This window comes from Sandaracinus amylolyticus (genome assembly GCF_000737325.1).
Lineage (GTDB): Bacteria > Myxococcota_A > Polyangia > Polyangiales > Sandaracinaceae > Sandaracinus > Sandaracinus amylolyticus.
This window is the reverse complement of record NZ_CP011125.1, coordinates 3,947,018-3,970,273: the sequence shown is the minus strand read 5'-3', so window position 1 is coordinate 3,970,273 and position 23,256 is coordinate 3,947,018. Positions and strand designations below refer to the sequence as shown.

General features: G+C 71.7%; 14 protein-coding genes. 10 read left to right on the top strand and 4 right to left on the bottom strand.

The features are described from left to right. Positions 1 to 247: 247 nt before the first annotated feature. A complete protein-coding gene (gene lysA, locus DB32_RS16920) occupies positions 248 to 1,549 on the bottom strand; it encodes a diaminopimelate decarboxylase (protein WP_075097541.1) in 1,302 nt (433 codons plus the stop codon). After that, positions 1,549 to 2,985: an argininosuccinate lyase gene (gene argH, locus DB32_RS16915; RefSeq protein ID WP_053233491.1), complete on the bottom strand. Its 1,437-nt coding sequence runs from the start codon at positions 2,983 to 2,985 to the stop codon at positions 1,549 to 1,551. The genes lysA and argH overlap by 1 nt, the downstream gene beginning before the upstream one ends. Positions 2,986 to 3,266: 281 nt before the next feature. Between argH and DB32_RS16910 the strand changes: the two genes are divergently transcribed. The 5 genes from DB32_RS16910 to DB32_RS16890 are packed head-to-tail and all read left to right on the top strand — an operon-like array spanning position 3,267 to position 11,827. Then, positions 3,267 to 5,309 (top strand): coiled-coil domain-containing protein, encoded by a 2,043-nt coding sequence (locus tag DB32_RS16910; protein WP_053233490.1) that lies wholly within the window; start codon positions 3,267 to 3,269, stop codon positions 5,307 to 5,309. After that, positions 5,306 to 6,307, top strand: a complete 1,002-nt coding sequence (locus DB32_RS16905; RefSeq protein ID WP_053233489.1) for an AAA family ATPase — start codon at positions 5,306 to 5,308, stop codon at positions 6,305 to 6,307. The genes DB32_RS16910 and DB32_RS16905 overlap by 4 nt, the downstream gene beginning before the upstream one ends. Continuing rightward, entirely contained in the window at positions 6,307 to 7,236 is a 930-nt protein-coding gene (locus DB32_RS16900; protein WP_083457431.1) for a DUF58 domain-containing protein, read from the top strand. The genes DB32_RS16905 and DB32_RS16900 overlap by 1 nt, the downstream gene beginning before the upstream one ends. Continuing rightward, on the top strand, positions 7,236 to 9,140 hold the full coding sequence (locus tag DB32_RS16895) for a vWA domain-containing protein (protein WP_053233488.1): 1,905 nt from the start codon (positions 7,236 to 7,238) through the stop codon (positions 9,138 to 9,140). The genes DB32_RS16900 and DB32_RS16895 overlap by 1 nt, the downstream gene beginning before the upstream one ends. Then, on the top strand, positions 9,137 to 11,827 hold the full coding sequence (locus tag DB32_RS16890) for a VWA domain-containing protein (protein ID WP_053233487.1): 2,691 nt from the start codon (positions 9,137 to 9,139) through the stop codon (positions 11,825 to 11,827). The genes DB32_RS16895 and DB32_RS16890 overlap by 4 nt, the downstream gene beginning before the upstream one ends. 904 nt (positions 11,828 to 12,731) lie before the next feature. Here the strand turns inward: DB32_RS16890 and DB32_RS16885 are convergent. After that, entirely contained in the window at positions 12,732 to 13,997 is a 1,266-nt protein-coding gene (locus DB32_RS16885) for a site-2 protease family protein (RefSeq protein ID WP_083457430.1), read from the bottom strand. Between the two features lie 135 nt (positions 13,998 to 14,132). On the opposite strand from DB32_RS16885, the gene DB32_RS16880 reads away from it, so the two are divergent. The 5 genes from DB32_RS16880 to DB32_RS16860 all read left to right on the top strand — a co-directional run bounded on the left by DB32_RS16880 (position 14,133) and on the right by DB32_RS16860 (position 22,143). Then, on the top strand, positions 14,133 to 15,686 hold the full coding sequence (locus DB32_RS16880; RefSeq protein WP_053233486.1) for a glycoside hydrolase family 10-like protein: 1,554 nt from the start codon (positions 14,133 to 14,135) through the stop codon (positions 15,684 to 15,686). A 102-nt stretch (positions 15,687 to 15,788) separates the two neighbouring features. Continuing rightward, complete coding sequence (locus DB32_RS16875; RefSeq protein WP_053233485.1) at positions 15,789 to 16,865, top strand: metallophosphoesterase; 1,077 nt, start codon at positions 15,789 to 15,791, stop codon at positions 16,863 to 16,865. Between the two features lie 75 nt (positions 16,866 to 16,940). Then, positions 16,941 to 18,974, top strand: coding sequence for a TIGR04551 family protein (locus DB32_RS16870; RefSeq protein WP_053233484.1), 2,034 nt, complete (start codon positions 16,941 to 16,943; stop codon positions 18,972 to 18,974). Between the two features lie 140 nt (positions 18,975 to 19,114). Further along, positions 19,115 to 20,779, top strand: a complete 1,665-nt coding sequence (locus tag DB32_RS16865; protein ID WP_053233483.1) for a ribonuclease J — start codon at positions 19,115 to 19,117, stop codon at positions 20,777 to 20,779. After that, the gene (locus tag DB32_RS16860; protein WP_053233482.1) at positions 20,776 to 22,143 is read left to right on the top strand and encodes a hypothetical protein; all 1,368 of its coding nucleotides are present in this window, start codon (positions 20,776 to 20,778) and stop codon (positions 22,141 to 22,143) included. Before DB32_RS16865 ends, DB32_RS16860 begins: the two co-directional genes overlap by 4 nt. Before the next feature lie 201 nt (positions 22,144 to 22,344). On the opposite strand, the gene DB32_RS16855 is transcribed toward DB32_RS16860, so the two are convergent. Next, positions 22,345 to 23,139 carry an acyl-CoA thioesterase gene (locus tag DB32_RS16855; protein ID WP_053233481.1) on the bottom strand — a complete coding sequence of 265 codons (795 nt, stop codon included), beginning with the start codon at positions 23,137 to 23,139 and terminating at the stop codon, positions 22,345 to 22,347. Positions 23,140 to 23,256 lie beyond the last annotated feature (117 nt).

Below are 23,256 nucleotides of genomic sequence, written 5' to 3'. Positions count from 1 at the left end.
CGGGACGGCGCGCGGCACCGAGATCCGCGCCCCGTCCTCCCGCAGGACGGCACGCGGCACCGAGATCCGCGCCCCGTCCTCCCGCAGGACGGCACGCGGCAGCACGATCCGCACCTCGCCCTCCCACAGGACGGCACGCGGCGGCGCGATCCGCGCTCCGTCCGCCCGCAGGACGGCACGCGGCGGCGCGATCCGCGCTCCGTCCTCCCGCAGGACGGCACGCCGCGGCGACGCCGTGGGCTCCGCGTCACGCCCCGCGCGGGTACAGATCCTCGACGCGCTCGCGCTCGCGGATCACGCGGTACGCGTCGCCCTCGACGATCACTTCCGCCGCCAGCGGGCGCGCGTTGTAACGGGTCGCCATCGCCGCGCCGTACGCGCCCGTGCTGCGGATCAGCAGCAGGTCGCCGCGCTGCACCGGCGGCAGCGGGCGATCGAGCGCGAGGAAGTCGCCGGTCTCGCACACCGGCCCGACGATGTCGGCCGCGGTCACGTCGCCCTCGCGCGCCCGCACCGGGACGATCGCGTGGTACGCGCCGTAGAGCGAGGGGCGCAGCAGCTCGGTCATCGCCGCGTCGACGATGACGAAGCGCTTCGTGCCCTGCTCCTTCACGTAGAGCACGCGCGTGAGGATGCCGCCCGCGTCGCCCACCATCGCGCGCCCCGGCTCGACCACGATCTCGAGATCGAGATCGCTCGCGCCGCCGCGCTCGATGCCCGCGCGGATCGCCGCGCCGAACGCGTTCCACGGCGCGTAGGGAGCGTCCTCGTCGCCGTAGTGGATCGGCCACCCACCGCCCGCGTCGAGCGCGCGGATCGGCGCGCCCGCCTCGGCGCACTCCTTCGCGAACGCGGCGACGATCGCGACCGCGTCCTCGAGCGGCTTCGCGCCGCCGATCTGCGATCCGATGTGGCACGCGATGCCCTCGAGCTCGAGCCCGTCGCTCTCCACGATGCGCGGGAGCAGTCGACGCGCGACGTCGAGCTCGAGCCCGAACTTCGTGCCGTGGATCCCGGTCGCGATGTACGGGTGGGTGACGGGATCGACGTCCGGGTTCACCCTCAGCGCGATGCGCGCGGTGACGCCCTTCTCGCGCGCGATCGCCTCGATCACGTCGATCTCGGGCTCGCTCTCGACGTGGATCGCGCGGATGCCCGCATCGAGCGCGTACGCGATCTCCGCGTCGCTCTTGCCGACGCCGCTGAACACGATGCGCTCGGGCGGGATCCCCGCGGCGAGCGCCCAGTAGAGCTCGCCGCCCGAGACCACGTCCGCGCCGGCGCCGAGCGACGCGAGCAGCCGGAGGATCTCGGGGTGCCCGTTCGCCTTCATCGCGTAGCAGACCATGTGCTTCGCGGGCGCGAGCGAGGCGTCGATCGCGCGGTACGCACGCTCGATCGCGCTCGCCGAGTAGACGTGCGCGGGCGTGCCCACTTCCTCGGCGATCGTCGACAGGCCCATGCCGTCGATCGCGAGCTCGCCCTCGTCCTCGTCGTGCACGAAGTGCGCGCTCGGCGGCACGTCGGCGCGCGTTCCCTTCGCGCCCATCAGCGTGCTCCCTCGATCGCGCCCAACGCCGAGCTCTCCTTCGCCCAGTCGACGCCGCGCGCGACGAGCCGCTCGCGCAGCGCCGCGATCTGCGACGAGACCTGCTTGCGCGCCGGACCACCGAGCACGTCGCGGCGCTCGATCGCGGTCTCGGCCTCGATGGCGACGAAGATCGACTCGTCGAACGAAGGATGCTCGGCGCGGTACTCGTCGAGCGTGAGCTGCGGGAGCGTCTTGCCCGCGTCGACGCAGCGCTTCACGAGCCGCCCCGCGACGTGGTGCGCCTCGCGGAACGGAACGCCCCGCGCCGCGAGCCAGTCGGCGATCTCGGTCGCCTCGACGAACCCCTCGACCAGCGCCGCGCGCATGCGCTCGCTCTCGAAGCGCGCCGTCGCGAGCGCGCCCGCGAGCACGTCGAGCGAGTCGTCGATCGTGTCGAACGCGTCGAACGCCGGGCGCTTGTCCTCCTGCATGTCGCGGTTGTACGCGAGCGGCAGGCCCTTCATCAGCACCAGCAGCGACACGAGATCGCCGATCACGCGGCCCGACTTGCCGCGCACCAGCTCGGCCATGTCGGGGTTCTTCTTCTGCGGCATGATCGAGCTGCCGGTCGTGAAGCGATCGCTCATCTCGACGAACGCGAACTCCTGCGCGCTCCAGAGCACGAGCTCCTCGCTGATGCGCGAGAGGTGCACCGCGCAGATCGAGAGCGCGGAGAGCGACTCGAGCAGGAAGTCGCGATCCGAGACCGCGTCGATCGAGTTGCGCATCGGGCGCTCGAAGCCGAGCTCGCGCGCGGTGTGCGCGCGGTCGATCGGGAACGTCGTGCCCGCGAGCGCCGCCGCGCCGAGCGGCGCCTCGTTCATGCGCTTCGCCGCGTCCTCGAGGCGACCACGATCGCGCTCGAGCATCTCGCACCACGCGAGCAGGTGATGCGCGAGGCGCACCGGCTGCGCGCGCTGCAGGTGCGTGTAGCCCGGCATCACCACGTCGATCGTCCCCGCCGCGCGCACCGACAAGACCGCGATCAGCCGGTCGATCTTCGACGCCGTGCGCGCGCACGCGCTGCGCGTCCAGAGGCGCATGTCGGTCGCGACCTGATCGTTGCGGCTGCGCGCGGTGTGGAGGCGTCCGCCCGCTTCGCCGATGCGCTCGGTGAGCAGCGCCTCGACGTTCATGTGCACGTCCTCGCGATCGGCGCGCCACGTCATCTCGCCGCGCTCGATCTCGCCGCCGATGCGCGCGAGGCCTTCTTCGATCTTCTTCGCGTCGTCGGCGCTGACGATCCCGCGCGCCGCGAGCATGCGCACGTGGGCGACGGATCCGCGCACGTCCTCGGGCCCCAGGCGTTGATCGACGTCGACGCTCGCGTTCACGCGCGCTGCGACGGAGTCGAGCTCCTCCTCGAATCGACCACCCCAGGCCTTGTCCGACATCCGCGCTCCGTGCCTCCGAAAAACGCGCCGACTCTTGAGGATCGGCGCGCGCGGTTCAACTGGAATGCGCGATAGACCACGGCGCGTTCGCGGGCCTGCCCACGCGGACGGGGTCGGGGCATCGCGCACACGCTATGCTTTCGGTCCCAACGCTCGCGCGGTCGCGACCGTCTCACAGACTGTTCAAAATCGGCTCGCCCGCTCAGGGCCCTCCCGTCCGCGTGCTCCGCACGCTCCCGTGCGCGCCCTGCGCGAGCGAGCACTCCAGCTCGACAAACCTCATGATCCCCAGCCCGCTCCTCCGAGCCGTCGGCCGCGTCGCGCGGAGGCTGCGTGCCCAGCGCGCGGCGGACGCAGCGACGACGGTGGGGCTCGCCGGGCTCGGTGTCGCGGCGCTCGCGCTGCTCGCGGGGAAGACTGGCGCGCTCGGCGATCGCGAGGCGCGCGTGCTGCTCGTGATCGCGGTCGTGATGCCGTGTGTCGCAGCACTGATCGCGGCTCTTCGTCCGGTGCCGCGCCTCGTCGCGGCGCGTCTGCTCGATCGCACGCACGCGACGAAGGGTCGCCTCGCGGCGGCGCTCGAGCTCGCGAGCTCGGACGAGAAGAGCGAGTGGACGCGCGCCGCGCTCGAGGATGCCGCCGCGGCCTCGGCGTCGCTGCGTCCGGATCGTGCGGTGCCGTTCCGCGCGCCGCGCGATCTCGCGTCGTTCGCGGGCCTGAGCGTCGCGGTCGCGCTGCTCGCGTCGCTCGAGATCCCACGGCGCGTCGAGATCCCGATCGCACGCGGCATCACGCCGGTCGTGCTGCACGACGACGATCTCGACGCGTTCGAGGATCGGATGCGCGCGATCACCGACGCGCCCGACGTCGCGCCCGAGGTGCTCGCGCAGGCGGACGCGCTCAACCGCGTGCTCGAGGACCTCGCGGATCGGCGCATCGATCGCAGCGAGACGCTGCGTCGCTTGGCGGAGCTCGAGGAGCGCATCGAGGCCGCGCGCCCGGCGGGCGACGAGCACCTCCGCGACGAGCTGCGCGCGATGGGCCAGGAGCTGCGCCGCAGCGAGCTCGCGCAGGATCTCGCGGAGGCGATGCGCGAGGGAGACGCGGCGCGCGCCGAGCTCGCGATGCGCGAGCTCGCGTCGCGGATGCGCGAGGATCGCCCCGATCGCGCGGAGCTCGATCGCCTGCGACGCGCGCTCGAAGAGGCCGCGCGCGAGCGCGAGGATGCGGGCGAGGACGAGCTCGAGCGCCGCGAAGAAGAGATGCAGCGCCTCCTCCAGCGCGAGCAGGCGGCGACGCCCGAGCAGCAGCAGGAGCAGCAGCGCCTGCTCGAGCAGCGACGGCGCGAGCTCGATCGACTGCGCCGCGAGCACCAGGAGCGACAGGAGGCACGTCGCGAGCTCGATCGACTGCGCCGCGAGCTCGAGCAGAGCGCCGAGTCGATGCAGCAGCAGGACGAGCAGTCGCAGCAGCAGACGAGCGATTCGATGGAGCGCGCCGCGGAGGATCTGAACCGCATGGCGCGCCAGCAGCTGACGCAGGAGCAGATGGAGGACATCGCGCGTCAGGCGCGCGAGCTGCGCGAGCTGATCCGTCGCCAGCGCGAGCAACAGCAGCAAGCGGGCGGACAGGGCGAGGGACAGCAGGGCTCGCAGGGCCAGGGGGGCGAGGGCCAACAGGGTCGTCAGTCGAGCCCGATGGATCGCTTCGTCCTGCGCGCGCGCGGTCAGGGTGGCGGACAGGGCACGCCGATCGTCGCGCCGGGGAGCGGCGCCGAGGGTCGGCAAGGTCAGAGCGCCGGCGGTGGATCGCAGCAAGGCGCGCAGGGCGGTGCGGGCGCGGGCGCGCAGGGCGAAGGCCAAGAAGGCGGGAGCAGCGGCGGCCGAGGCGAAGAGCAAGAGGCGCTCGCGGTCGGTCAGGGCGGCGACGCACAGCTCGAGATCCCCGGGCTCGGCGGACAGCAGGGCGAAGAAGGCGGCGCGGGCGGACAGGGCGAAGGCACGATGCCGGGCGGTGGTGCCGGCGCCGAGCACGCACCCGCCTCGCTCGACGATCCCACCGGCCTGCGCGAAGGCGGTCGCACCGTGCAGGTGCGCGGCGAAGCGCGTCGCGGCCCCTCGCGCCCCGAGGTGATCCGCACCGCCGCGCAGCGCGGCTTCGCGACGCGCGAGTACAGCGACGTCTACGGCGAGTACGCGGATCACGCGGAAGAGGTCATCGAGCGCGATCGCGTGCCGCCCGGCTACCGCTTCTACGTGCAGCGTTATTTCCAGCTGATCCGTCCGCGCGACGGACTGCAGCCGAGCGACAGCGAGAGCGAATGACTTCGAAGGACATCGAGAAGAAGGTCGCCGCGTTCCAGGCGGACGTGACGAAGGTGCGCGAGACCGTCGGCAAGCGGATCGTCGGTCAGCGCACGATCCTCGACGGCGTGATCACGTGCCTGGTCGCGGGCGGCAACGCGCTGCTCGAGGGCGTGCCGGGGCTGGGCAAGACGATGCTGGTGCGCTCGCTCGCCGAGGCGCTGCACCTGCGCTTCTCGCGCATCCAGTTCACGCCCGATCTGATGCCCGCGGACCTGCTGGGCACCACGGTGATCGCGGAGAGCGCGGGCGGCGCGAAGAGCTTCGAGTTCCGCCCCGGCCCGGTGTTCGCGAACATCGTGCTCGCGGACGAGGTGAACCGCGCGACGCCGAAGACGCAGAGCGCGCTGCTCGAGGTGATGCAGGAGCACCGCGTCACGATCGGCAACCAGACGCATCGCCTCGAGGAGCCGTACTTCGTGCTCGCGACGCAGAACCCGCTCGAGATGGAGGGCACGTACCCGCTGCCCGAAGCCCAGCTCGATCGCTTCTTCTTCAAGCTGCACGTCGGCTTCCCGTCGCGCACCGAGCTGCACGACATCCTCGATCGCACCACCGGCGAGCACGAGCCCGCGATCGAGCCGGTGCTCGACGGAGAGCGGATCCTCCAGATGCGCGCGCTCGCGCGCGAGGTGCCGGTGCCCCGGCACGTGCAGGACTACGCGATCCGTGTCCTCGAAGCGACGCACCCCGATCGCCCGAGCGCGCCCGAGAAGGTGAAGCGCTTCGTGCGCTTCGGCGCATCGCCGCGCGGCGCGCAGGCGTGCTTGCTCGCGGCGAAGATCCACGCGCTCGTCGAGGGACGCTACGCGGCGACGATCGAGGACGTGCGCGCCGTCGCGATCCCCGCGCTGCGCCACCGCGTGATCCTCGGGTTCGAGGGCGAGGCCGAGGGCGTGCGCAGCGACGTGCTGCTCGAGGACGTGCTCGCGAGCGTGCCCGAGACCGTGAAGGGCTGATGTTCGGCTGGCTGCGGAAGCAGGGGCCGATCTCAGCGCCCCGCGCGATCGACGACGACGCGTTCGACGAGGAGTTCCAGCGTCGGCTCGAGGCGCTCGCGATCGCGTCGCGTCGTCTGGTCAGCGGGCGCATGCGCGCCGAGCGTCGGTCGCAGAAGACCGGCGCGGGCATCGAGTTCGCGGATCACCGCGAGTACGCGCCGGGCGACGACTTCCGCCACCTCGACTGGAAGCTCTACGGACGCAGCGAGAAGCTGCTGCTCAAGCTCTTCCAGGAGGAAGAGGACCTCTCGGTCTACCTGCTGCTCGACACGTCGGGGTCGATGCAGTTCGGCGCGCCGCAGAAGCTCGCGTACGGCAAGCGCATCGCGGCGGCGCTCGCGTACGTCGCGCTCTCGACCCTCGATCGTGTCTCGGTGCTGACCTTCGCCGACGTGATCGGCGCGCGGCTTCCGCCCACGCGCGGCAAGAGCCGCATCTTCAAGGTCTTCGAGTTCCTCCGCGGCACGCGCCCCGAAGGACGCACCGGCATCGAGGGCGCGATGCGCGCGTTCGCGGCGCAGCACAAGCGTCGCGGGGTCGCGATCGTGATCAGCGACCTCTACGATCCCGCGGGCTTCGAGCGCGGCATCGACGCGCTGCGCTACGCGCGCTTCGAGCCCTTCGTCATCCAGCTCGTCGATCCCACCGAGGCGCGCCCGCCGCTGCACGGCGACGTGCGCCTCGTCGATCGCGAGACCGGCGAGTCGCGCGAGGTGACGGTCACGCCGCGCGTGCTCGAGCGGTATGCCGCGGCGCACGCGGCGTACCTCGCGGGGATCGCGTCGTACTGCGCGCAGAAGCAGGTGCCGCACGTCGTGATCGAGACGAGCACGGCGTGGGACGACGCGGTGCTCAGCGTGCTCCGGCGCGGGGGGCTGCTCGGCTGATGCTCGAGTGGACCGGGCTCTCGCTGGGGCAGGTGCTCGCCACGCTCGGCGCGTTCGGCGCTGCGGTGTTCGTGCTGTACCTGCTCAAGCTGCGGCGACGCCCGGTCGAAGTGCCCTTCGTGCGGCTCTGGCACGACGTGCTCGCCGAGCAGCGCACGACGCGCCTCTTCTCGTCGCTGAAGCGCATCCTCTCGCTGCTGCTCGCGCTCTCGATCGTCGCGATGCTCGCGATCGCGCTCGGAGATCCTCGGTGGATCGCGGGCCGCGACGACGGACGCACGCTCGTGGTGCTCGTCGACACGAGCGCGTCGATGGGCGCGACCGATGTCGAGGGCGGGCGCATCGAGGCGGCGCGCCAGGCGGTGCGACGTCGCATCGCGGCGATGGGCGCGGACGATCGGATGATCGTCGCGTCGATGGGCGCGAGCACGGTCCCGCTCGGCCCGATCGACGGCGATCCCGAGGTGCTCGAGGAGGCGCTCGATCGGCTCGAGGCGCGCGACGTCGCGGCCGATCTCGCGCGCGGGCTCGGCTGGGCGCTCGACGTCGCGCGCGGCGCTCCGAGCGCGGAGATCGTGATCGTCTCCGATGGTCGGCTCGACGCGCCCGGTGAGCTCGTCGAGGCGCGCGCCCGCGAGAGCGGCGTCCCGGTCCGCTGGGATCGCGTCGGCGAGACCGAGACGCGCAACGTCGCGATCACCGCGTTCGCGGTGCGGCGCTACCCGATCGACAAGAGCCGCGCGCAGGTGCTGATCGAGCTGTGGAACCCCGGCGCGAACGCCGAGGAGATCGAGCTCACGCTCCTCGGCGACTCGCACGAGGGCGAAGGCGTCCCGCTCGACGTGACCACGATGCGCCTCGGCGCGGGGGAGCGCGCGACGCGGCTGTTCGAGAACGTCACCGGCGCGGATCGCACGCTCGAGGCGCGCATCCGGCTGGCGGACGGAACGCAGGACGACCTCGCGGCCGACGATCGCGCGTACGCGCGCTTGCCCGAGCGACGTCGCGCGCGCGTGCTGGTCGTCGCGGAGGACGACATCTACCTCGAGGCCGCGCTGCTGCTCGACGAGTACCTCGCCGTCACGCACGTCACGCCGGCGCAGTTCCCGCCCGAGGGCGAATTCGACGTCGTGATCTACGAGTCGTTCGTCCCGCCGCAGCCGCTCGATGCGCCCTCGATCTGGCTCCATCCGCAGCCCGCCGCAGGCGTGCAGGGGCCGCTCGTCGTCGAGGGCACGATCGAGCGTCCGTTCTTCGATCGCCTCGAGCGCGATCATCCGCTGCTCGCGTTCACCAGCCTGCGCGACGTGAACATCGCGGAGGCGCTCCAGGTGCGCGTCGAGCCCGGTGACGTCGTCGTCGGCGCCGACGCGCGCGGCCCCTTGCTCGTCACCGGCACGCGGAACGGGCGCGGCTTCGTCGCGCTCACGTTCGATCCGCGGCGCAGCGATCTCCCGCTGCGCGTCGCGTGGCCGCTGCTCCTGCTGCACGCGATCGACTCGTTCGTGGAAGAAGCGAGCGGGCACTTCTCGTCGTACCGCACCGGCGAGCCCTGGTACGTGCCGGTCTCGCCGAGCGCCACGCGCGCGACGTTGATCGACGACGGGTCGGAGCGCCCGGTGCCGATCGTCGATGGACGCGCCGTCGCGACCAGCGAGCGCGCGGGGTTCCATCTGCTGCTCACCGACGGGCCCGACGCCGAGCACCTCGCGGTCAACCTCGGGCCGAGCGGTGAGGCCGAGCTCGCCGTCGCGGCGACGATGCCGATCGCCGGCGAGCCGAGCGATGCGCCGACGATCGTCGATGCGCCCGTGCGCGGCGAGCCGTGGGCGTGGCTGGTCCTGATCGCGTTCGGGGTGCTCGCGATCGAGTGGGTCACGTTCCACCGGCGGTGGACCGTATGACGCGCGGCTTCGTCGTCCGCCTCGTGCTCGCGGTGATCGCCGCGATTGCCATCGCGGCGTCGATCGTCGCGGCGACGAGCGCGCCGATCACGTGGACGATGCGCGGCGAGGAGTGGGAGCTCCTCGCGCCGCGGAACCTCGCGCTGCTCGCGGTCGCGCCGCTCTTGCTGCTCGGCGGGTGGCGCTCGCTCGCCGATCTGCCGCGCGCGCAGCTCGCGCTCGGGTACGTCGTGCGGCTCGCGCTGCTCGCGCTGCTCGCGCTCGCGCTCGCGCGCCCCGCGCGCACCGCCGACGCGACGCGCGTCGCGGTCGTGTTCCTCGTCGACGTCTCGGACTCGGTGAGCGACGCCGATCTCGCTCGCGCGCGCGAGCGCATCGACGCCGCGTGGCGCGCGCGCGGCGAGGACGTCGTGCGCGTCGTCACCTTCGCGCGCGACGCGCGCGTGCTCGAGATCGACGACGAGGTCCCGCCGATCGCGCGCCACGACGACGGCGCGGGCAGCGATCTCGCGTCCGCGCTCCAGCTCGCGTACGGGCTCTATCCGCCCGGTCACCTGCGCCGCGCGGTCGTGCTCAGCGACGGCGCGCAGACCGAGGGCGACGCGCTCGCCGAGGCGCAGCGCGCGGCCGAGCTCGGGGTGCGGATCGATCACGCGCCGTTCACCGAGGGTCCTCCGGGCGAGATCGCGATCACGTCGCTCTCGCTGCCCGACGCGCTCCAGGCGGGCCAGCCGTTCACCGTCCGCGTGCGCGTCTTCGCGAGCCAGCCCACGACCGCGCGGCTGCGCCTCTACCAGGGCGAGACGCTCAACGGGCTCGACGGAGTGCGCGACCTCGAGCTCGCCGCCGGCGACAACGAGATCGCGCTGCGCTCCGTCGTGCACGTGCCGGGGCCGGTCACGTACCGCGCGGAGCTCGAGCCGCGCGGCGACGATCGCTTCCAGCCCAACAACCGCTTCGCGACCACGGTGGTCGTCCCCGGTCGTCCTGCCGTGCTCTACGTCGAGGGCACCGCGAGCGCGGCGACGCACCTCGCGCGCGCGCTCACCGCGGGCGAGCTCGACGTCGACGTGCGCTCCCCGCGCGCGATGCCGACGTCCGCGGCCGAGCTCGAGCGCTTCGACTTCGTGATCCTCTCCGACGTGCCCGCGGATCAGGTGAGCGCGTCCGCCCAGGACGCGCTCGATCGGTTCGTGCGCAGCGGCGGCGGGTTCCTCATGGCGGGCGGCGAGCAGTCGTACGGGCTCGGCGGATGGCGCGGCACGCGCGTCGAGCGCTTGCTCCCGGTGCGCATGGAGGGTGAGCGCCGCCGTGATCAGCCGTCGCTCGCGCTCGCGCTCGTCATCGATCGATCGGGCTCGATGAGCGGCGAGAAGATGGAGGCCGCGAAGCAGGCTGCGCAGGCGACGGCCGAGCTCCTCTCCGCGCAGGACTACCTCGAGGTCGTCGGCTTCGACGCGCAGGCCGAGCGCATCGTGCGCATGCAGAGCGCGGGCAACCGCATCGCGATCCAGCGCGACATCGGGCGCATGGCACCGCGCGGCGGCACCGCGATCTTCCCGGCGCTCGACACGGCGTTCCAGGATCTCTCGATCACGCGCGCGCGGCTCAAGCACGTGATCCTGCTCACCGACGGGCAGACCCAGGAGAGCGGCCTGCCGGAGCTCGTCTCGGTGATGCGCGCCGAGGGCATCACCGTGACCACGGTCGGCATCGGCGCGGACGTGAACCGATCGCTGCTCACGCAGCTCGCCGATCTCGGCGGTGGTCGCAGCTACTTCACGACCGATCCGCGCAACGTGCCGCGCATCTTCATGCAGGAGACGACGACGGTGACGCGCAACGACGTCGTCGAGGACTACGTGCGCGCGCGGGTGGTCGCGCCCGCGGACTTCCTGCGCGGCGTCGACGTCGCGAGCGCGCCCTTCTTGCGCGGCTACGTCGCCACGCGCGCACGCCCCGCGCCGGCGCAGGTGATCCTCGAGAGCGAGCTCGGCGAGCCGCTGCTCGCGCGATGGCGCGTCGGGCTCGGCTGGTCGCTCGCGTGGACGAGCGACGTGAAGGCGCGCTGGTCGGCGGACTGGCTGCGCTGGGGCGCGTTCTCGCGGTTCTGGGTCCAGCTGGTGCGCGAGCACATGCGCGAGCGCGAGCGTCACGAGCTCCCGATGCGCGCCGAGGTGATCGGCGACGAAGCGCGCGTGGTGGTCGACGCGATCGGCGACGACGACGAGTTCGTGAACGGCCTCGCGTCGACGCTGGTGGTCGAGGGCCCGATGGGCGCGCGGAGCAGCGACCGCATCCGCGAGGAGCACGTGCTCCGGCAGACCGCGCCGGGCCACTACGAAGCGCGCTTCCCGCTCTCGAGGTACGGCAGCTTCGTGCTGCGCGCGGAGCACCGGCGCGACGAGCGGATGATCGCCGAGAGCACGAGCGAGCTGGTGCGCCCGTACCCGCGCGAGTACGCGAGGCTCGAGCCGGATCTCGCGCTCCTCGATCGCATCAGCGACGTCGCGCGCGGTCGGCGCGATCCGAGCCCCGACGTGCTGTTCGATCCCGCGGGCGAGTCGGTCCGCCGGAGAGAAGAAGTCTGGAGCCCGCTCCTGTTCGCGGCGCTCGCGCTGTTCGTGCTCGACCTGCTGCTCCGCCGCGTGCGCTTGCTCGATCGCGGCTTCCGCGCGCCCCGCTGAAGCGCGAGCCCTCGGAGCTCCACGGGCCCGCCCGGCCGCGGCCAGACGCTCCGATCGTCGCGCGGCGCGTTCGCGAAGGCTCCCGGTCGCGCTCCGGCATCTCCGGATCACGCTCCGGCAGCCAGGACGCGATCCGGAGATCACCGGACCACCGTCGTGGCGCGCCGAGCACGTCCCGGCGATCACCGGACGCCGTCTCGGGCGCCCAGAACGCGATCCGGAGATCGCGAGACGCCGTTCCGACGCGTCGAACGCGCGCCGCAACGCGTTCGAAAGCACCTCCTGGCGCACCGAAGCGCGATCCGGAGATTCCGGGAAGCCACCGAGCGCGCCGGAACGCGATCCGGAGGACCACCGGCACCCATTCCGGCACACCGAGTCTCATCCGGAGCTCCCGACGACCGCTCGGCGGAAACACCGAGCAGCCTGCTCACCACGACGTGACGCCGATCACGCCGAGCTCGCTCGCGCGGGTGAACGCGGCGCGCCGCTCATCGACCGCGAGTCGCACCGCAGCGCCCAGCGGGGCGAGGCCCGAAGGGCGAGCCCGACCAATTCGGCTCCACGATGCCCGAAGGGCGAGTCGGTCCGCGTGAGGACACGAGCGCGCGAAGCGCTCTCGCGTCCTCACGCGTCCATCCAACACACCGAGGTCGTGCACCCACCGCGCGCGGCCGAAGCGCTGCCAGCCGGGGCGCGGGGTGGGGGCCCGCGCGCAGTTCCGCAGCGCCGACCAGCCTCCGCGAGCGCTCCGAATGCTCGTCGGCGCGAGGCGCTCCGCGCATCGCACCGACGAGAGTCCGGCCATCGACCACCACGACCGCAGCAGGACGCAATCGCGAGGACTGTCCGAGCACGGGCCCCCACCCCGCGCCCCACACCGAAGCCCTACCCCGCGCGGAGATCACACCCGAAGAGCAGGCTCGTGCAGCGCCAACCACTTCACGAGATCGGCCCGCCGAACCATCCCCCTCAGCACCCCACCCCGATCCACCACCGGCACCTGATCGATCTCCCGACGAGCCAGCCCCTCGAGCGCCTCTGCCGCGCTCGCCTCCGCGTCCACCATCACGAGCCGAGCCGCCGGCGTCATGATGTCCGCGACGCGCGCGTCGCCCCAGTGCTCGCGCGGCAGCTTCCGCACGTCGCTCATCGCGACGATGCCCACCAAGCGCTCGCCTTCCATCACCGGGAAGACCGCTTGCTCGCTGCCCATGAAGCGCTGGTAGACGAGCTCGTCGATCGGCGTCCACGGCCCGACCACCTCGAAGCGCGTCCTCATCAAGCGCGCGACGGGCACACCCTCGAGCGCCTCGCGCACCACGACCTGCTCGTACCCGCTCCGCGCCGCGCTCGCGAGGAACCATCCGATCAGCGCGAGCCAGATCCCCGAGCCGACGTTGCCGCCGAGCATCGACACGACCCCGAGCGCGACCAGCGTCATCCCGAAGAGACGCCCCGCGCCCGACGCCCATCGCGTCGCGCGTCGCAGGTCGCCGGTCGTCCACCAGAGGATCGCGCGCAGCACGCGGCCGCCGTCGAGCGGGAAGCCCGGCACCATGTTGAACATCGCGAGCGCGACGTTCACCGGCCCGAGCCACAAGAGCAGCGTCGCCACCGGATCGAGCGACGCGTACGCGATCTCGGGATCCTCCGCGAAGCGCTCGATCGCATCGCCCGCGAGCGCGGTCCCGAGCACGATCGATCCGATCCCGATCGCGAGGCTCACGATCGGTCCGATCGCCGCCATGAAGAGCTCGGCCTTCGGCGAGCGCGGCTCGCCCTCCATGTGCGCCATCCCGCCGAAGAGGAAGAGCGTGATGCGCGAGACCGGGATGCCGAACATGCGCGCGACGATCGCGTGCGAGAGCTCGTGCAGCAGGATCGACGCGAAGAAGAGCACCGCCGCCGCGAGCGCGACGCTCCACACGAGCGCGCCGCTCCACTGCGGATGCCACTGCGGCAGCACGCCCGCGCCGAGCTGGAACGCGACCAGCGCGAAGATGATCAGCAGGCTCCAGTCCGCGACGATCTGCACGCCGAACGCGCGACCGAGCGGGATGCCGCCGCCCTTCTCGCGACGCGCTCTCGCGCGTGCGCGCGGCTCGTCGCGGCGTTCGGGCTCGTGAGCGCCCCAGGTGGAGCTCGGGGCGTGCGTCGTGCTGGCCATCGTCTCGTCGTCGCTCCCGCGCGCTCGTCATCAACGCGCGTGCCACGTCGCGCGCGATGCGAGACGCCGAGGTGACGCGACGCACGTGAGGCGGCTCGCCGCGCGCCGCGCGCGACGCGTATCCTCGCGCTCACGATGGCTCGGACGCTCACGATCCTCGCGCTCTCGATCGCGCTCACCGCGTGCTCGTCGGGCACGTCTCCGCTCGATGCCGGGCAGGGCGACGCGCAGACGCGCGAGCTCGACGCGCAGACATCCGAGCTCGACGCCCGGACGCCGATCGACGCGCCGATCACCGACCCCACGCTCGTCGCGCTCGATCACACGCGCGAGCTGCGCGGCGTGTGGGCGCCCTCGGTCTTCAACCTCGCGTTCCCGTCGCGCACCGGGCTCACGCGCGCGCAGCTCGAGGCGGAGATCACGCGCATCCTCGACACGCTCGAGTCGATGCGCGGCAACGCGGTGTTCCTGCAGATCCGCCCGGAGTCCGACGCGCTCTACGCGTCGGAGATCGAGCCGTGGAGCCGCTTCCTCACCGGCACCCAGGGCCGCGATCCCGGGCTCGATCCGCTCGCGACGTGGCTCGAGCGAGCGCACGCGCGCGGCATCGAGGTGCACGCGTGGATGAACCCGTACCGCGGCATGACGAGCACCTCGGTGACCACGGCCGAGAACCACGTGACGCGCACGCTCGCGCGGCACACGCGCACGGTGGGCTCGATCCTCTGGCTCGATCCCGGCGCGCCCGAGGTGCGGCAGCACATCGTGCGCGTCGTGCGAGACGTCGTGGCGCGCTACGACGTCGACGGCATCCACTTCGACGACTACTTCTATCCGTATCCCGGCAGCGGCACGCTCGACGACAGCGCCACGTACGAGGCTTATCGCGACGCCGGGGGCACGCTCGCGCACGGCGACTGGCGACGGCAGAACGTGCACGACCTGGTGCGCGAGGTGTCGCTCGCGATCGCCGAGGAGCGTGACGACGTGCGCTTCGGCATCAGCCCGTTCGGGATCTATCGCCCCGGCATGCCGCCCGGCATCACCGGGCTCGACGCGTACGAGGCGATCGCGTGCGACCCGCTGCCGTGGATCGAGAACGGCTGGGTCGACTACGTCGCGCCGCAGCTCTACTGGCCGACCACCCAGACCGCGCAGGACTTCGATCGCCTGATCGAGTGGTGGGCCGGGCGCGCGATGGACGGGCGCACGATCCTCGCGGGCATGAACGTCGTCGGCATCGAGGGCGACGACGATCGTTGGACCTCCAACGAGTTCGCGGCCGAGATGGACGCGGTGCACCTGCACCTCGGGCGCGGCGTGTCGGGATCGATCGCGTACACCGTTCGGCCGTTCCTCACGAACCACGAGGGCATCACCGACCTGTATCGCGACGAGCTCTGGACCTCGCCCGCGCTCACCGGTCCGCTCGCGGGCGCCGATCCCGCGACGCGCCCCGCGCCGCCGACGCTCACGCGCGAGGGCGAGCTGGTCCTCGTCGCGCACGACGATCGCGACGCGCTGCGCGCGTTCGTGATCTACGAGCGCGCCGAGGGCGAGAGCGCGCACCACGTCGCGCGCATCGTCGCCGCGAGCACCGAGACGATCGAGCTCGACGCCGCGCGCGACCCCGCGGTGACCGCGGCGGATCGACGCGGGCTCGAGAGCCTCGCGCGGCGCCTCCCGTGAGCGGAGCGGGTTGACACGTCTGGCATCCTTGTCGCCGCAATGGATGGCGTCCAGGGGTGGGCCGTCCGAGCGACGCTCGCGTGTCTGCTCGGGCTTGCGGGGATGACGGGGTGCGGCGGCGGCGATCAGGGCGTGAGCCCGTTCGACGCCGGGACACCATTGCTCGGTCCGGACGCGGGCCGCGTCGATGCCGGGCGCGTCGATGCCGGCCGCGACGACGGCGGCCGCGGCGAGGAGGTCGACGCGGGCGGCGGGGGGCCCGACGCCGGACCGCCTCCGCCCGACGACCTGCGCTTCGTCGTGATGGGCGACACCGGCGAAGGCAACGAAGGCCAGCGCGCGGTCGCCGTCGCGATCCGCGATCTCTGCGCGCGCGAGGGCTGCGACTTCGTCGTGCTGCTCGGCGACAACATCTACGAGGTCGGCGTGACCTCGGTCGACGACGCGCAGTGGCAGTCGAAGTTCGAGGAGCCCTACCGCGACATCGACCTTCCGTTCTACGCCGTGCTCGGCAACCACGACTACGGCGGCGCGATCATCCCGGGCAGCGGCGACCAGTGGGATCGCGGTCCGATCGAGGTCGAGTACTCGGCGCACAGCGATCGCTGGAGGATGCCGGGCACGCACTACACGCTGCGCTTCGGCAACGTCGGGTTCGTGATGCTGGACACCAACAGCATCTTCTACAACGACGCGCGCTACGGCGATCAGGCGGGCTGGTACGACGGCGCGGTGGACGAGCTGCGAGAAGAAGGCGCGGAGTGGATCCTCGTCGCGGGCCACCACCCGTACCGCTCGAACGGCTCGCACGGCAACGCGGGCAACTACGAGTCGCGCATCGGGATCCCGAACCTCATCCCGCCGATCAACGGCGCGAACGTGCAGCGCTTCTTCGACGATCACGTCTGCGGCACGGCCGACGTCTACTTCGCCGGGCACGATCACAACCGCCAGTGGATCGACGAGCCCGAGGCGCTCTGCGGCACGACGATGATCGTCAGCGGCGCGGGCGCGAAGCTCACCGCGTTCGCGCGCGAGGACAACACCACGCTCTTCCAGGACGACCAGCGCGAGGGCTTCCTCTACGTCGTCATCGAGGGAGATCGCTTCGTGGGACGCTTCGTCGATCGCGACGGGCGCACCGATTTCGAGCACACGGTCACGCGCACGTCGCGCTGAGGTTCGCTCGTCCAAAACGGGGCTTTCACTCGTTGCCCCCCTCCCCCCCTCGTGTTACGAGGGCGGCCGGCAATCATGGAGAAACGCGCTCTCCGTCTTCTTCTCGCGCTCGCGATCGCGATCTCGAATCCATCGCTCGCATCGGCTCAAGCGACCGACGAGGAGGAGCTCGAAGAGGACGTCGTCGAGACCGAGCCAGGTGCTGACGACGAGGAGGAGCCGCGGCTTCGTCCGCCGAGCGTCGAGCCGATCGCGATCCCCGACGAGGAAGACGCCCCGACCGAAGAAGAAGAGGTCGAGGAAGAGGCCGTCGAGGAGGAAGAGGAGCCCGTCGAGGAGGAGCCCGCGGAGGACGAGGAGCTCCCGTCGCCCGACGCCGCGGACGAGCGCCTCGACCTCGGTGGTGATCCGACCATCGAGCCGTGGACCACGCCGCAGACCGTGTTCGAGCTGCACGGCTACATGCGGATGCGCGGCGAGTTCCAGGATCAGTTCTCGCTCGGCCGCGGCGCGCCCGGCAGCTTCGGCACCGACGAGGTCGACTACCCGTTCGAGCTCTTCATCCCGCGCGACGACGTCAGCGTGTCGGGCCCGATCGAGGGCGGCTGCCGCGGCGGCGCGAGCACCGAAGAGAGCCCGTGCGATCAGCGCGCGCTCGCGTTCGCGAACATGCGGCTGCGCCTCGAGCCGACGATCCATCTGAGCGACGACGTGCGCGTCCGGATGCAGGTCGACGTGTTCGACAACCTCGTGCTCGGCTCGACGCCCGAGGGCTACGGTCTCGGCAGCGACTACTTCGGTCGGAGCGGCGAACGGTCCTACGACTCGACGTTCACGCCGTGGACCTCGTTCTCCGGGTCGCAGCGTCCGTCCAGCGCGGGGTTCAACTCGTGGCAGGACAGCATCATCGTCCGCCGCGCGTGGGCGGAGGTCCGGAACCGCGGCCTCGGTGAGCTGCGCTTCGGCCGCATGGGCAACCACTGGGGCCTCGGCATGATGGCCAACGGTGGCACCGGCATCGACGCCGACTTCCAGAGCGACGTCGATCGGATCATGGCGATCACGCGCCTCGTCGGCTTCTACTTCTTCGGCGCGTGGGACTTCGCGTCGGAGGGCTTCCTCTACGAAGATCCGCTCGAGAACCGCGTGCCCTTCGACTGGGTCCGCAACGACGACGTCGATCAGTTCACGTTCGGCGTGGCGCGTCGCGCGACGCCCGAGGAGCAGGAAGCGGCGCTCCAGCGCGGCGACGTCGTGCTCAACGGCGGCCTCTACTTCGTCTACCGCACGCAGAACCTGACCAGCGAGGGCATCCGCGACCCGCTCAATCCGAGCGCGGAGCCGGTGCTGTTCCGGCGCGGGTTCGAGGTGTTCGTCCCCGACATCTGGGTGCAGTTCCTCTACGAGAACCTGCGCCTCGAGGCCGAGGCCTCGATGATGATCGGCACGATCGACAACGTCTTCCGCCCGACGCTCGGCGACGAAGACGGCTTCGAAGGCCCGACGAACGACATCCTCTCGTTCGGCTTCGCGTTCGAGGGCGAGTACCACCTGCTGAACAACCAGCTCGGCATCTACTTCAACGCCGGCTACGCCTCGGGCGACGCGGACGTCGAGGGCCTGATCGGCGACCAGCAGGGCGGCATCTACGAGCAGCAGCCGCGCTCGGGCGCGAGCACCGATCGCAACCTCACCGCGTACTCGTTCCACCCGAACTACCGCATCGACCTCATCTTCTGGCGCACGATCATGCGCCAGATCTCGAGCGCGTATTACTTCCGCCCCGGCATCAGCTACGACTTCATCCGCTCGAGCTTCGGGCAGCTGCTCGGCGCGCGCGCGGACGTGGTGTGGAGCCGCGCGTCGGAGGCGGTGCAGACGTGGGGCAACCAGCCCGACCTCGGCGTCGAGATCGACGCGCAGGTCTACTACCGCAGCGAGGACGGGCCCGACCTGCTCGACGGCTTCTACGCGTCGCTGCAGTACGGCATCTTCTTCCCGCTCGGCGGCCTCGGGTACCTGCCGGGCGACGAGCCCGCGGCGGACAGCCCGTTCCGCGGCGGACAGAACGCGCAGACCCTGCGCCTGATCCTCGGCGTCCAGTACTAGCCAGGCCGCCTCCGCGGCGTTTCCGGTTGAGACTCGGCAAGATCAGCGTCGGTTCGAGTCGCTTCGCTCCGAAGGTGATCGGCCGTCTCGTTCGAGTGGCTTCGATCGGTCCGGGCCTCTCGGCCCTATGAGCTGACCCAGTGACCGCTCCGCTTCGATTGATCCCGCTCGGTGGCCTCGGCGAGATCGGGATGAACTGCATGGCCATCGAGCACGGGGACGACATCCTCGTGCTCGACTGCGGCGTGACGTTCGACTCGCGCGGGCTCGGCATCGACCTCGTGCACGCCGACTTCGGCTACGTGCTCGATCGCCGCGAGAAGGTACGCGGACTCGTGCTCACCCACGGGCACGAGGACCACATCGGCGCGACGAGCTGGTTCCTCCGCGATATCCCGGTGCCCGTGTGGGGCCCGCCCTACGCGCTCGCGCTCGTGAAGCAGCGCATCGCGGAGCACCCGTTCCACGACATCGAGCGCCTCGATCTCCGCACGATGCAGCACGGCGTCGAGTACGCGATCGGCCCGTTCTCGTGGGAGCTGTGGCGCGTCACGCACTCGATCCCCGACGCGCACGGCATCGTGATCCGCACGCCGGTCGGCACGATCGTCCACAGCGGCGACTTCAAGATCGATCGCGATCCCCCGCCCGGCGATCACATGGACCTCGCGCGCATCGAGGAGATCGCGCGCGAGGGCGTGCGCGTGATGATGTCGGACTCGACCAACGCGCTCACGCACGGCCACTCGGGCGGCGAGCGCCAGGTCGAGCAGAGCCTCGAAGAGCTCGTGCGCAACGCGCGCGATCGCGTCGTGATCGGCCTCTTCGCGTCGAACGTCGGGCGCATCCGCGCCCTGCTCGACGTCGCGCGCACGACCGGTCGCAAGCTGATCCCGATGGGCCGCTCGGTCGACACGCACCTGCGCATCGCCGAGGAGCTCGGGGTCATCACCGATCCCCACGACGTGCTCGTCCCGCGCGACCGTGCGCGCAACATCCCGCGCGAGCAGTGCCTCATCGTCGCGACCGGCTCGCAGGGCGAAGGGCCCGCCGCGCTGCCGCGCCTCGCGAACGGCACGCACCCGGACCTCGAGCTCGGCGCCGGCGATCTCGTGATCCTCAGCGCGCGCATCATCCCGGGCAACGAGCGCGCGGTGCTCGAGCTGATCAACACGCTCGAGCGTCGCGGCATCTCGGTGGTGCATCGCGGCAACGATCCGCGCGTGCACGTGAGCGGTCACGCCCACCGCGACGAGCAGCGCGAGCTCATCCAGCTCGTCCGTCCGCGCACGTTCGTTCCGGTGCACGGCACCTTCATGCACCTCAAGGCGCACGCCGAGATCGCGCGCGACGCGGGCGTGCCCGAGGTCTTCTTCTTCGAGAACGGTCAGGTCATCGAGCTCCACGAAGATCGCACCGAGCTCGCGGAGCGCGTGCACTCGGGCCGCGTGCACATCGATCACTTCGAGCCGGTGCAGGAGCGCGTCATCCGCGATCGCACCCTGCTCGCGCAGCTCGGCGTCGTGTTCGTGTCGCTGCTCTGCGATCAGCGCGGGCGCATCCTCGACGATCCGCAGATCGTCTCGCGCGGCGTGATCGACGAGGACGCCGACTACGATCTCCTCGAGGATCTGCGCGACGACGTGCGCGACGCGGTCGAGACGATGCGCGTCCCCGAGGATCGCATCAGCGACGAGCTGCTGCGCGATCAGGTGCGCCGCGCGGTGCGGCGCTTCTTCGGTCGCGAGCTCGGCCGCAAGCCGCTCGTCTACGCCACCATCGCGCGCGTCGAGACCCGTCGATGAGGGCTCGCATCGCGTCGTTCGCGATCGCCCTCGCGCTGACCGGATGCGGCCCGTCGGCGCCCCCGGCCGACGACGCGAGCGATCTCGCGCTCGAGCCACGCGAGATCCTCGGCGGCGAGATCGTCGAGGGCGCGGCCGAGGTCGCGGGTCGCTCGCTCACCGAGGACGAAGCGCGCGCGTTCGAGCCGCTCCTCGCGGCGGCGCAGCGCATCCGCCAGCTCCGCTTCGTGCGCCCGGTGCCCACGCGGGTGCAGACGCAGGACGACATCGTCGCGTTCGTGCGCGCGCACATCGAGCGCGACGAGCTCGAGCACGCGCGCGTCTTCTACGTCGCGCTGGGCCTGCTCGCGCCGGACCTCGACGTCGAGCGGATGATCCTCGCGGTGATGGGCGAGCAGATCGTCGGCTACTACGACCCCGAGGCCGGCGTGATGGTGGTGCGCGAGGACGTCGTCGGCGAGCTGCGCCGCGGCGGCGCCGATGCGCGCGATCAGAGCGCGCTCGTGCTGGTGCACGAGTACGTGCACGCGCTCCAGGATCAGCACCTCGGACTGCGCGAGCAGCAGGAGGAAGAGCGCTCGATCGACGGCGAGAACGCGTTCGCGTCGCTGGTCGAGGGCGACGCGACGCTCGCGATGATCGGCTGGATCGTCGACGCGCAGGGTCATCGGCTCAGCACGCTCACGCGCGATCCGACGATCCTCGCGAACATCGTGCGCACTTCGCCCGCGGTCGCCGGCGGCGCCGAGCTCGAGCGCGCGCCGGCGATCGTCCGCGCGCCGCTGCTGTCGCGGTACCTCGATGGCCTCGTGTTCACCGCGCACCTCCACGGCAGCGGCGGCTTCCGATGGATCGACGACGCGTTCCGTCGTCCGCCCGAGTCGACCGAGCAGGTGCTGCACCCCGAGCGCTACCTGAACCGCGAGCGCCCGGAGACGATCGCGCTGCCTGCGTTCGACGAGCTGACCGACGCGGGGCTCGAGGTGCACGACGAGGACACGCTCGGCGAGCTCGAGATGGGCGTGTACTTCGCGCTCGGAACGGCGACCGATCGCGAGACCGCCGCAGCGACCGGCTGGGGTGGCGATCGCATCCGCGTCTATCGCGGACCGAACGGCGCGACGTCGGCGGTGTGGTTCACCACGTGGGACGACGAGCGCGAGGCGGTCGAGGCCGAGGCCGCGGCATCGCGCGTGCGCGATCAGGTGCCCGAGCCCCAGCGCGCATCGCATCTGGTGCGTCGCGTCGGCCGCGCGCTGCTGATCCTGCGCGACGTCGATCCGTCGCTTCAGCAGGCGGTGGTGGACGACTTCGATGCGTTCGCCGCATCGCTCCCTGCCACGCCGGGGCGCATCGAAGGCTGATTCGACGGGTCAGGAAGACGACGTCGAGGAGTCCTGCTCGCGCGAGAGACGCCGTTCGGATCAACCGCAGAGGGCCACGGAGGGCCGCTGAGGGCCACCGCTGCCGCTACGAGATCCGTAGCGCTACGAATTTCGTAGCACCCCACTCTCCTGCTCTCCTTCCTTCCTGCTCTCCTCAGAAATTCTCCGATCCGAAGCTCCTCACTTGATCACGGCGAACGTCTGCTGGTTCATCGCCACGACGTTGCCCTGCTCGTCCCAGAGCTCGCGCATCTCGAGTACCCAGCCCTCGTGCGCGACCGGCGTCCACGCGCGGTACGCGAACGTCCCCGTGGGGTCGACCTCGCGCAGATCGCACAGCACCTGCATCGTGAACGCGACGGTGCCCATCGGGCGCGGCCCCGCGCTGCGCGAGAAGAGCGTCGGCCACCACGCGTCGAGCATCGCGGCGCACCACGCGGCGTCTGCCTTCGCGCCGGGCTCGCGCATCCTCACCCAGCCCTCGCAGCACGCGGTCGCTCCGCTCGTGAAAGGCAGCGGCCCGACGTTGCGATACTCGAAGGCCTTCGAGAACGGCGGCCCGAACGCGCTCATGTCCACGGCGGGCACGTCGCGCCACGGCGTCATCCGCGGCGCGCTCGCCTCGACGAAGCCCTCGCTCCCCGCACGCGCCTTGGCGCTGACCGCCACGCAGTGCGCGCGCAGCTCGTCGCCCTGCGTGAGCCGCGCCGCGACCGTCGACTGCCCCGAGCCCGCGCGCAGCGTCTCGACCGCGATCTCCGCCGCACCGACCAGCGTCGCGCCGGGCAGCTCGACGGTCAGCGAGCGCACCGTGCGCTCCGGGTCCGCGACGTGCTCGTCGATGGCGCGCACCATCGTCGCGATCACGAGCCCTCCGAACGCCCCGCGTCCCTGCTGCCACCCGTCCGGAACGGTCCACTCCCAAGGCCCCGCGGCCCCCCTCCGCGGCGTGCTCAGCGCTTCGAAATTGCTCATGCGCGCGGGAGCTTGATGTCACCGTCGCATCGGCGCGACCCGGTTCTTGACGCTCACAGAGCGTAGGGCTAGGTACCCGCACTTCGGTCGGGCAAACCTGCCTTCGTCGGCAAGGCC

Excerpts from the sequence above, each read along its gene's own strand:
- lysA (WP_075097541.1), bottom strand. The coding sequence starts at position 1,549 with ATGGGCGCGAAGGGAACGCGCGCCGACGTGCCGCCGAGCGCGCACTTC.
- argH (WP_053233491.1), bottom strand. The coding sequence starts at position 2,985 with ATGTCGGACAAGGCCTGGGGTGGTCGATTCGAGGAGGAGCTCGACTCC.
- DB32_RS16910 (WP_053233490.1), top strand. The coding sequence starts at position 3,267 with ATGATCCCCAGCCCGCTCCTCCGAGCCGTCGGCCGCGTCGCGCGGAGG.
- DB32_RS16905 (WP_053233489.1), top strand. The coding sequence starts at position 5,306 with ATGACTTCGAAGGACATCGAGAAGAAGGTCGCCGCGTTCCAGGCGGAC.
- DB32_RS16900 (WP_083457431.1), top strand. The coding sequence starts at position 6,307 with ATGTTCGGCTGGCTGCGGAAGCAGGGGCCGATCTCAGCGCCCCGCGCG.
- DB32_RS16895 (WP_053233488.1), top strand. The coding sequence starts at position 7,236 with ATGCTCGAGTGGACCGGGCTCTCGCTGGGGCAGGTGCTCGCCACGCTC.
- DB32_RS16890 (WP_053233487.1), top strand. The coding sequence starts at position 9,137 with ATGACGCGCGGCTTCGTCGTCCGCCTCGTGCTCGCGGTGATCGCCGCG.
- DB32_RS16885 (WP_083457430.1), bottom strand. The coding sequence starts at position 13,997 with ATGGCCAGCACGACGCACGCCCCGAGCTCCACCTGGGGCGCTCACGAG.
- DB32_RS16880 (WP_053233486.1), top strand. The coding sequence starts at position 14,133 with ATGGCTCGGACGCTCACGATCCTCGCGCTCTCGATCGCGCTCACCGCG.
- DB32_RS16875 (WP_053233485.1), top strand. The coding sequence starts at position 15,789 with ATGACGGGGTGCGGCGGCGGCGATCAGGGCGTGAGCCCGTTCGACGCC.
- DB32_RS16870 (WP_053233484.1), top strand. The coding sequence starts at position 16,941 with ATGGAGAAACGCGCTCTCCGTCTTCTTCTCGCGCTCGCGATCGCGATC.
- DB32_RS16860 (WP_053233482.1), top strand. The coding sequence starts at position 20,776 with ATGAGGGCTCGCATCGCGTCGTTCGCGATCGCCCTCGCGCTGACCGGA.
- DB32_RS16855 (WP_053233481.1), bottom strand. The coding sequence starts at position 23,139 with ATGAGCAATTTCGAAGCGCTGAGCACGCCGCGGAGGGGGGCCGCGGGG.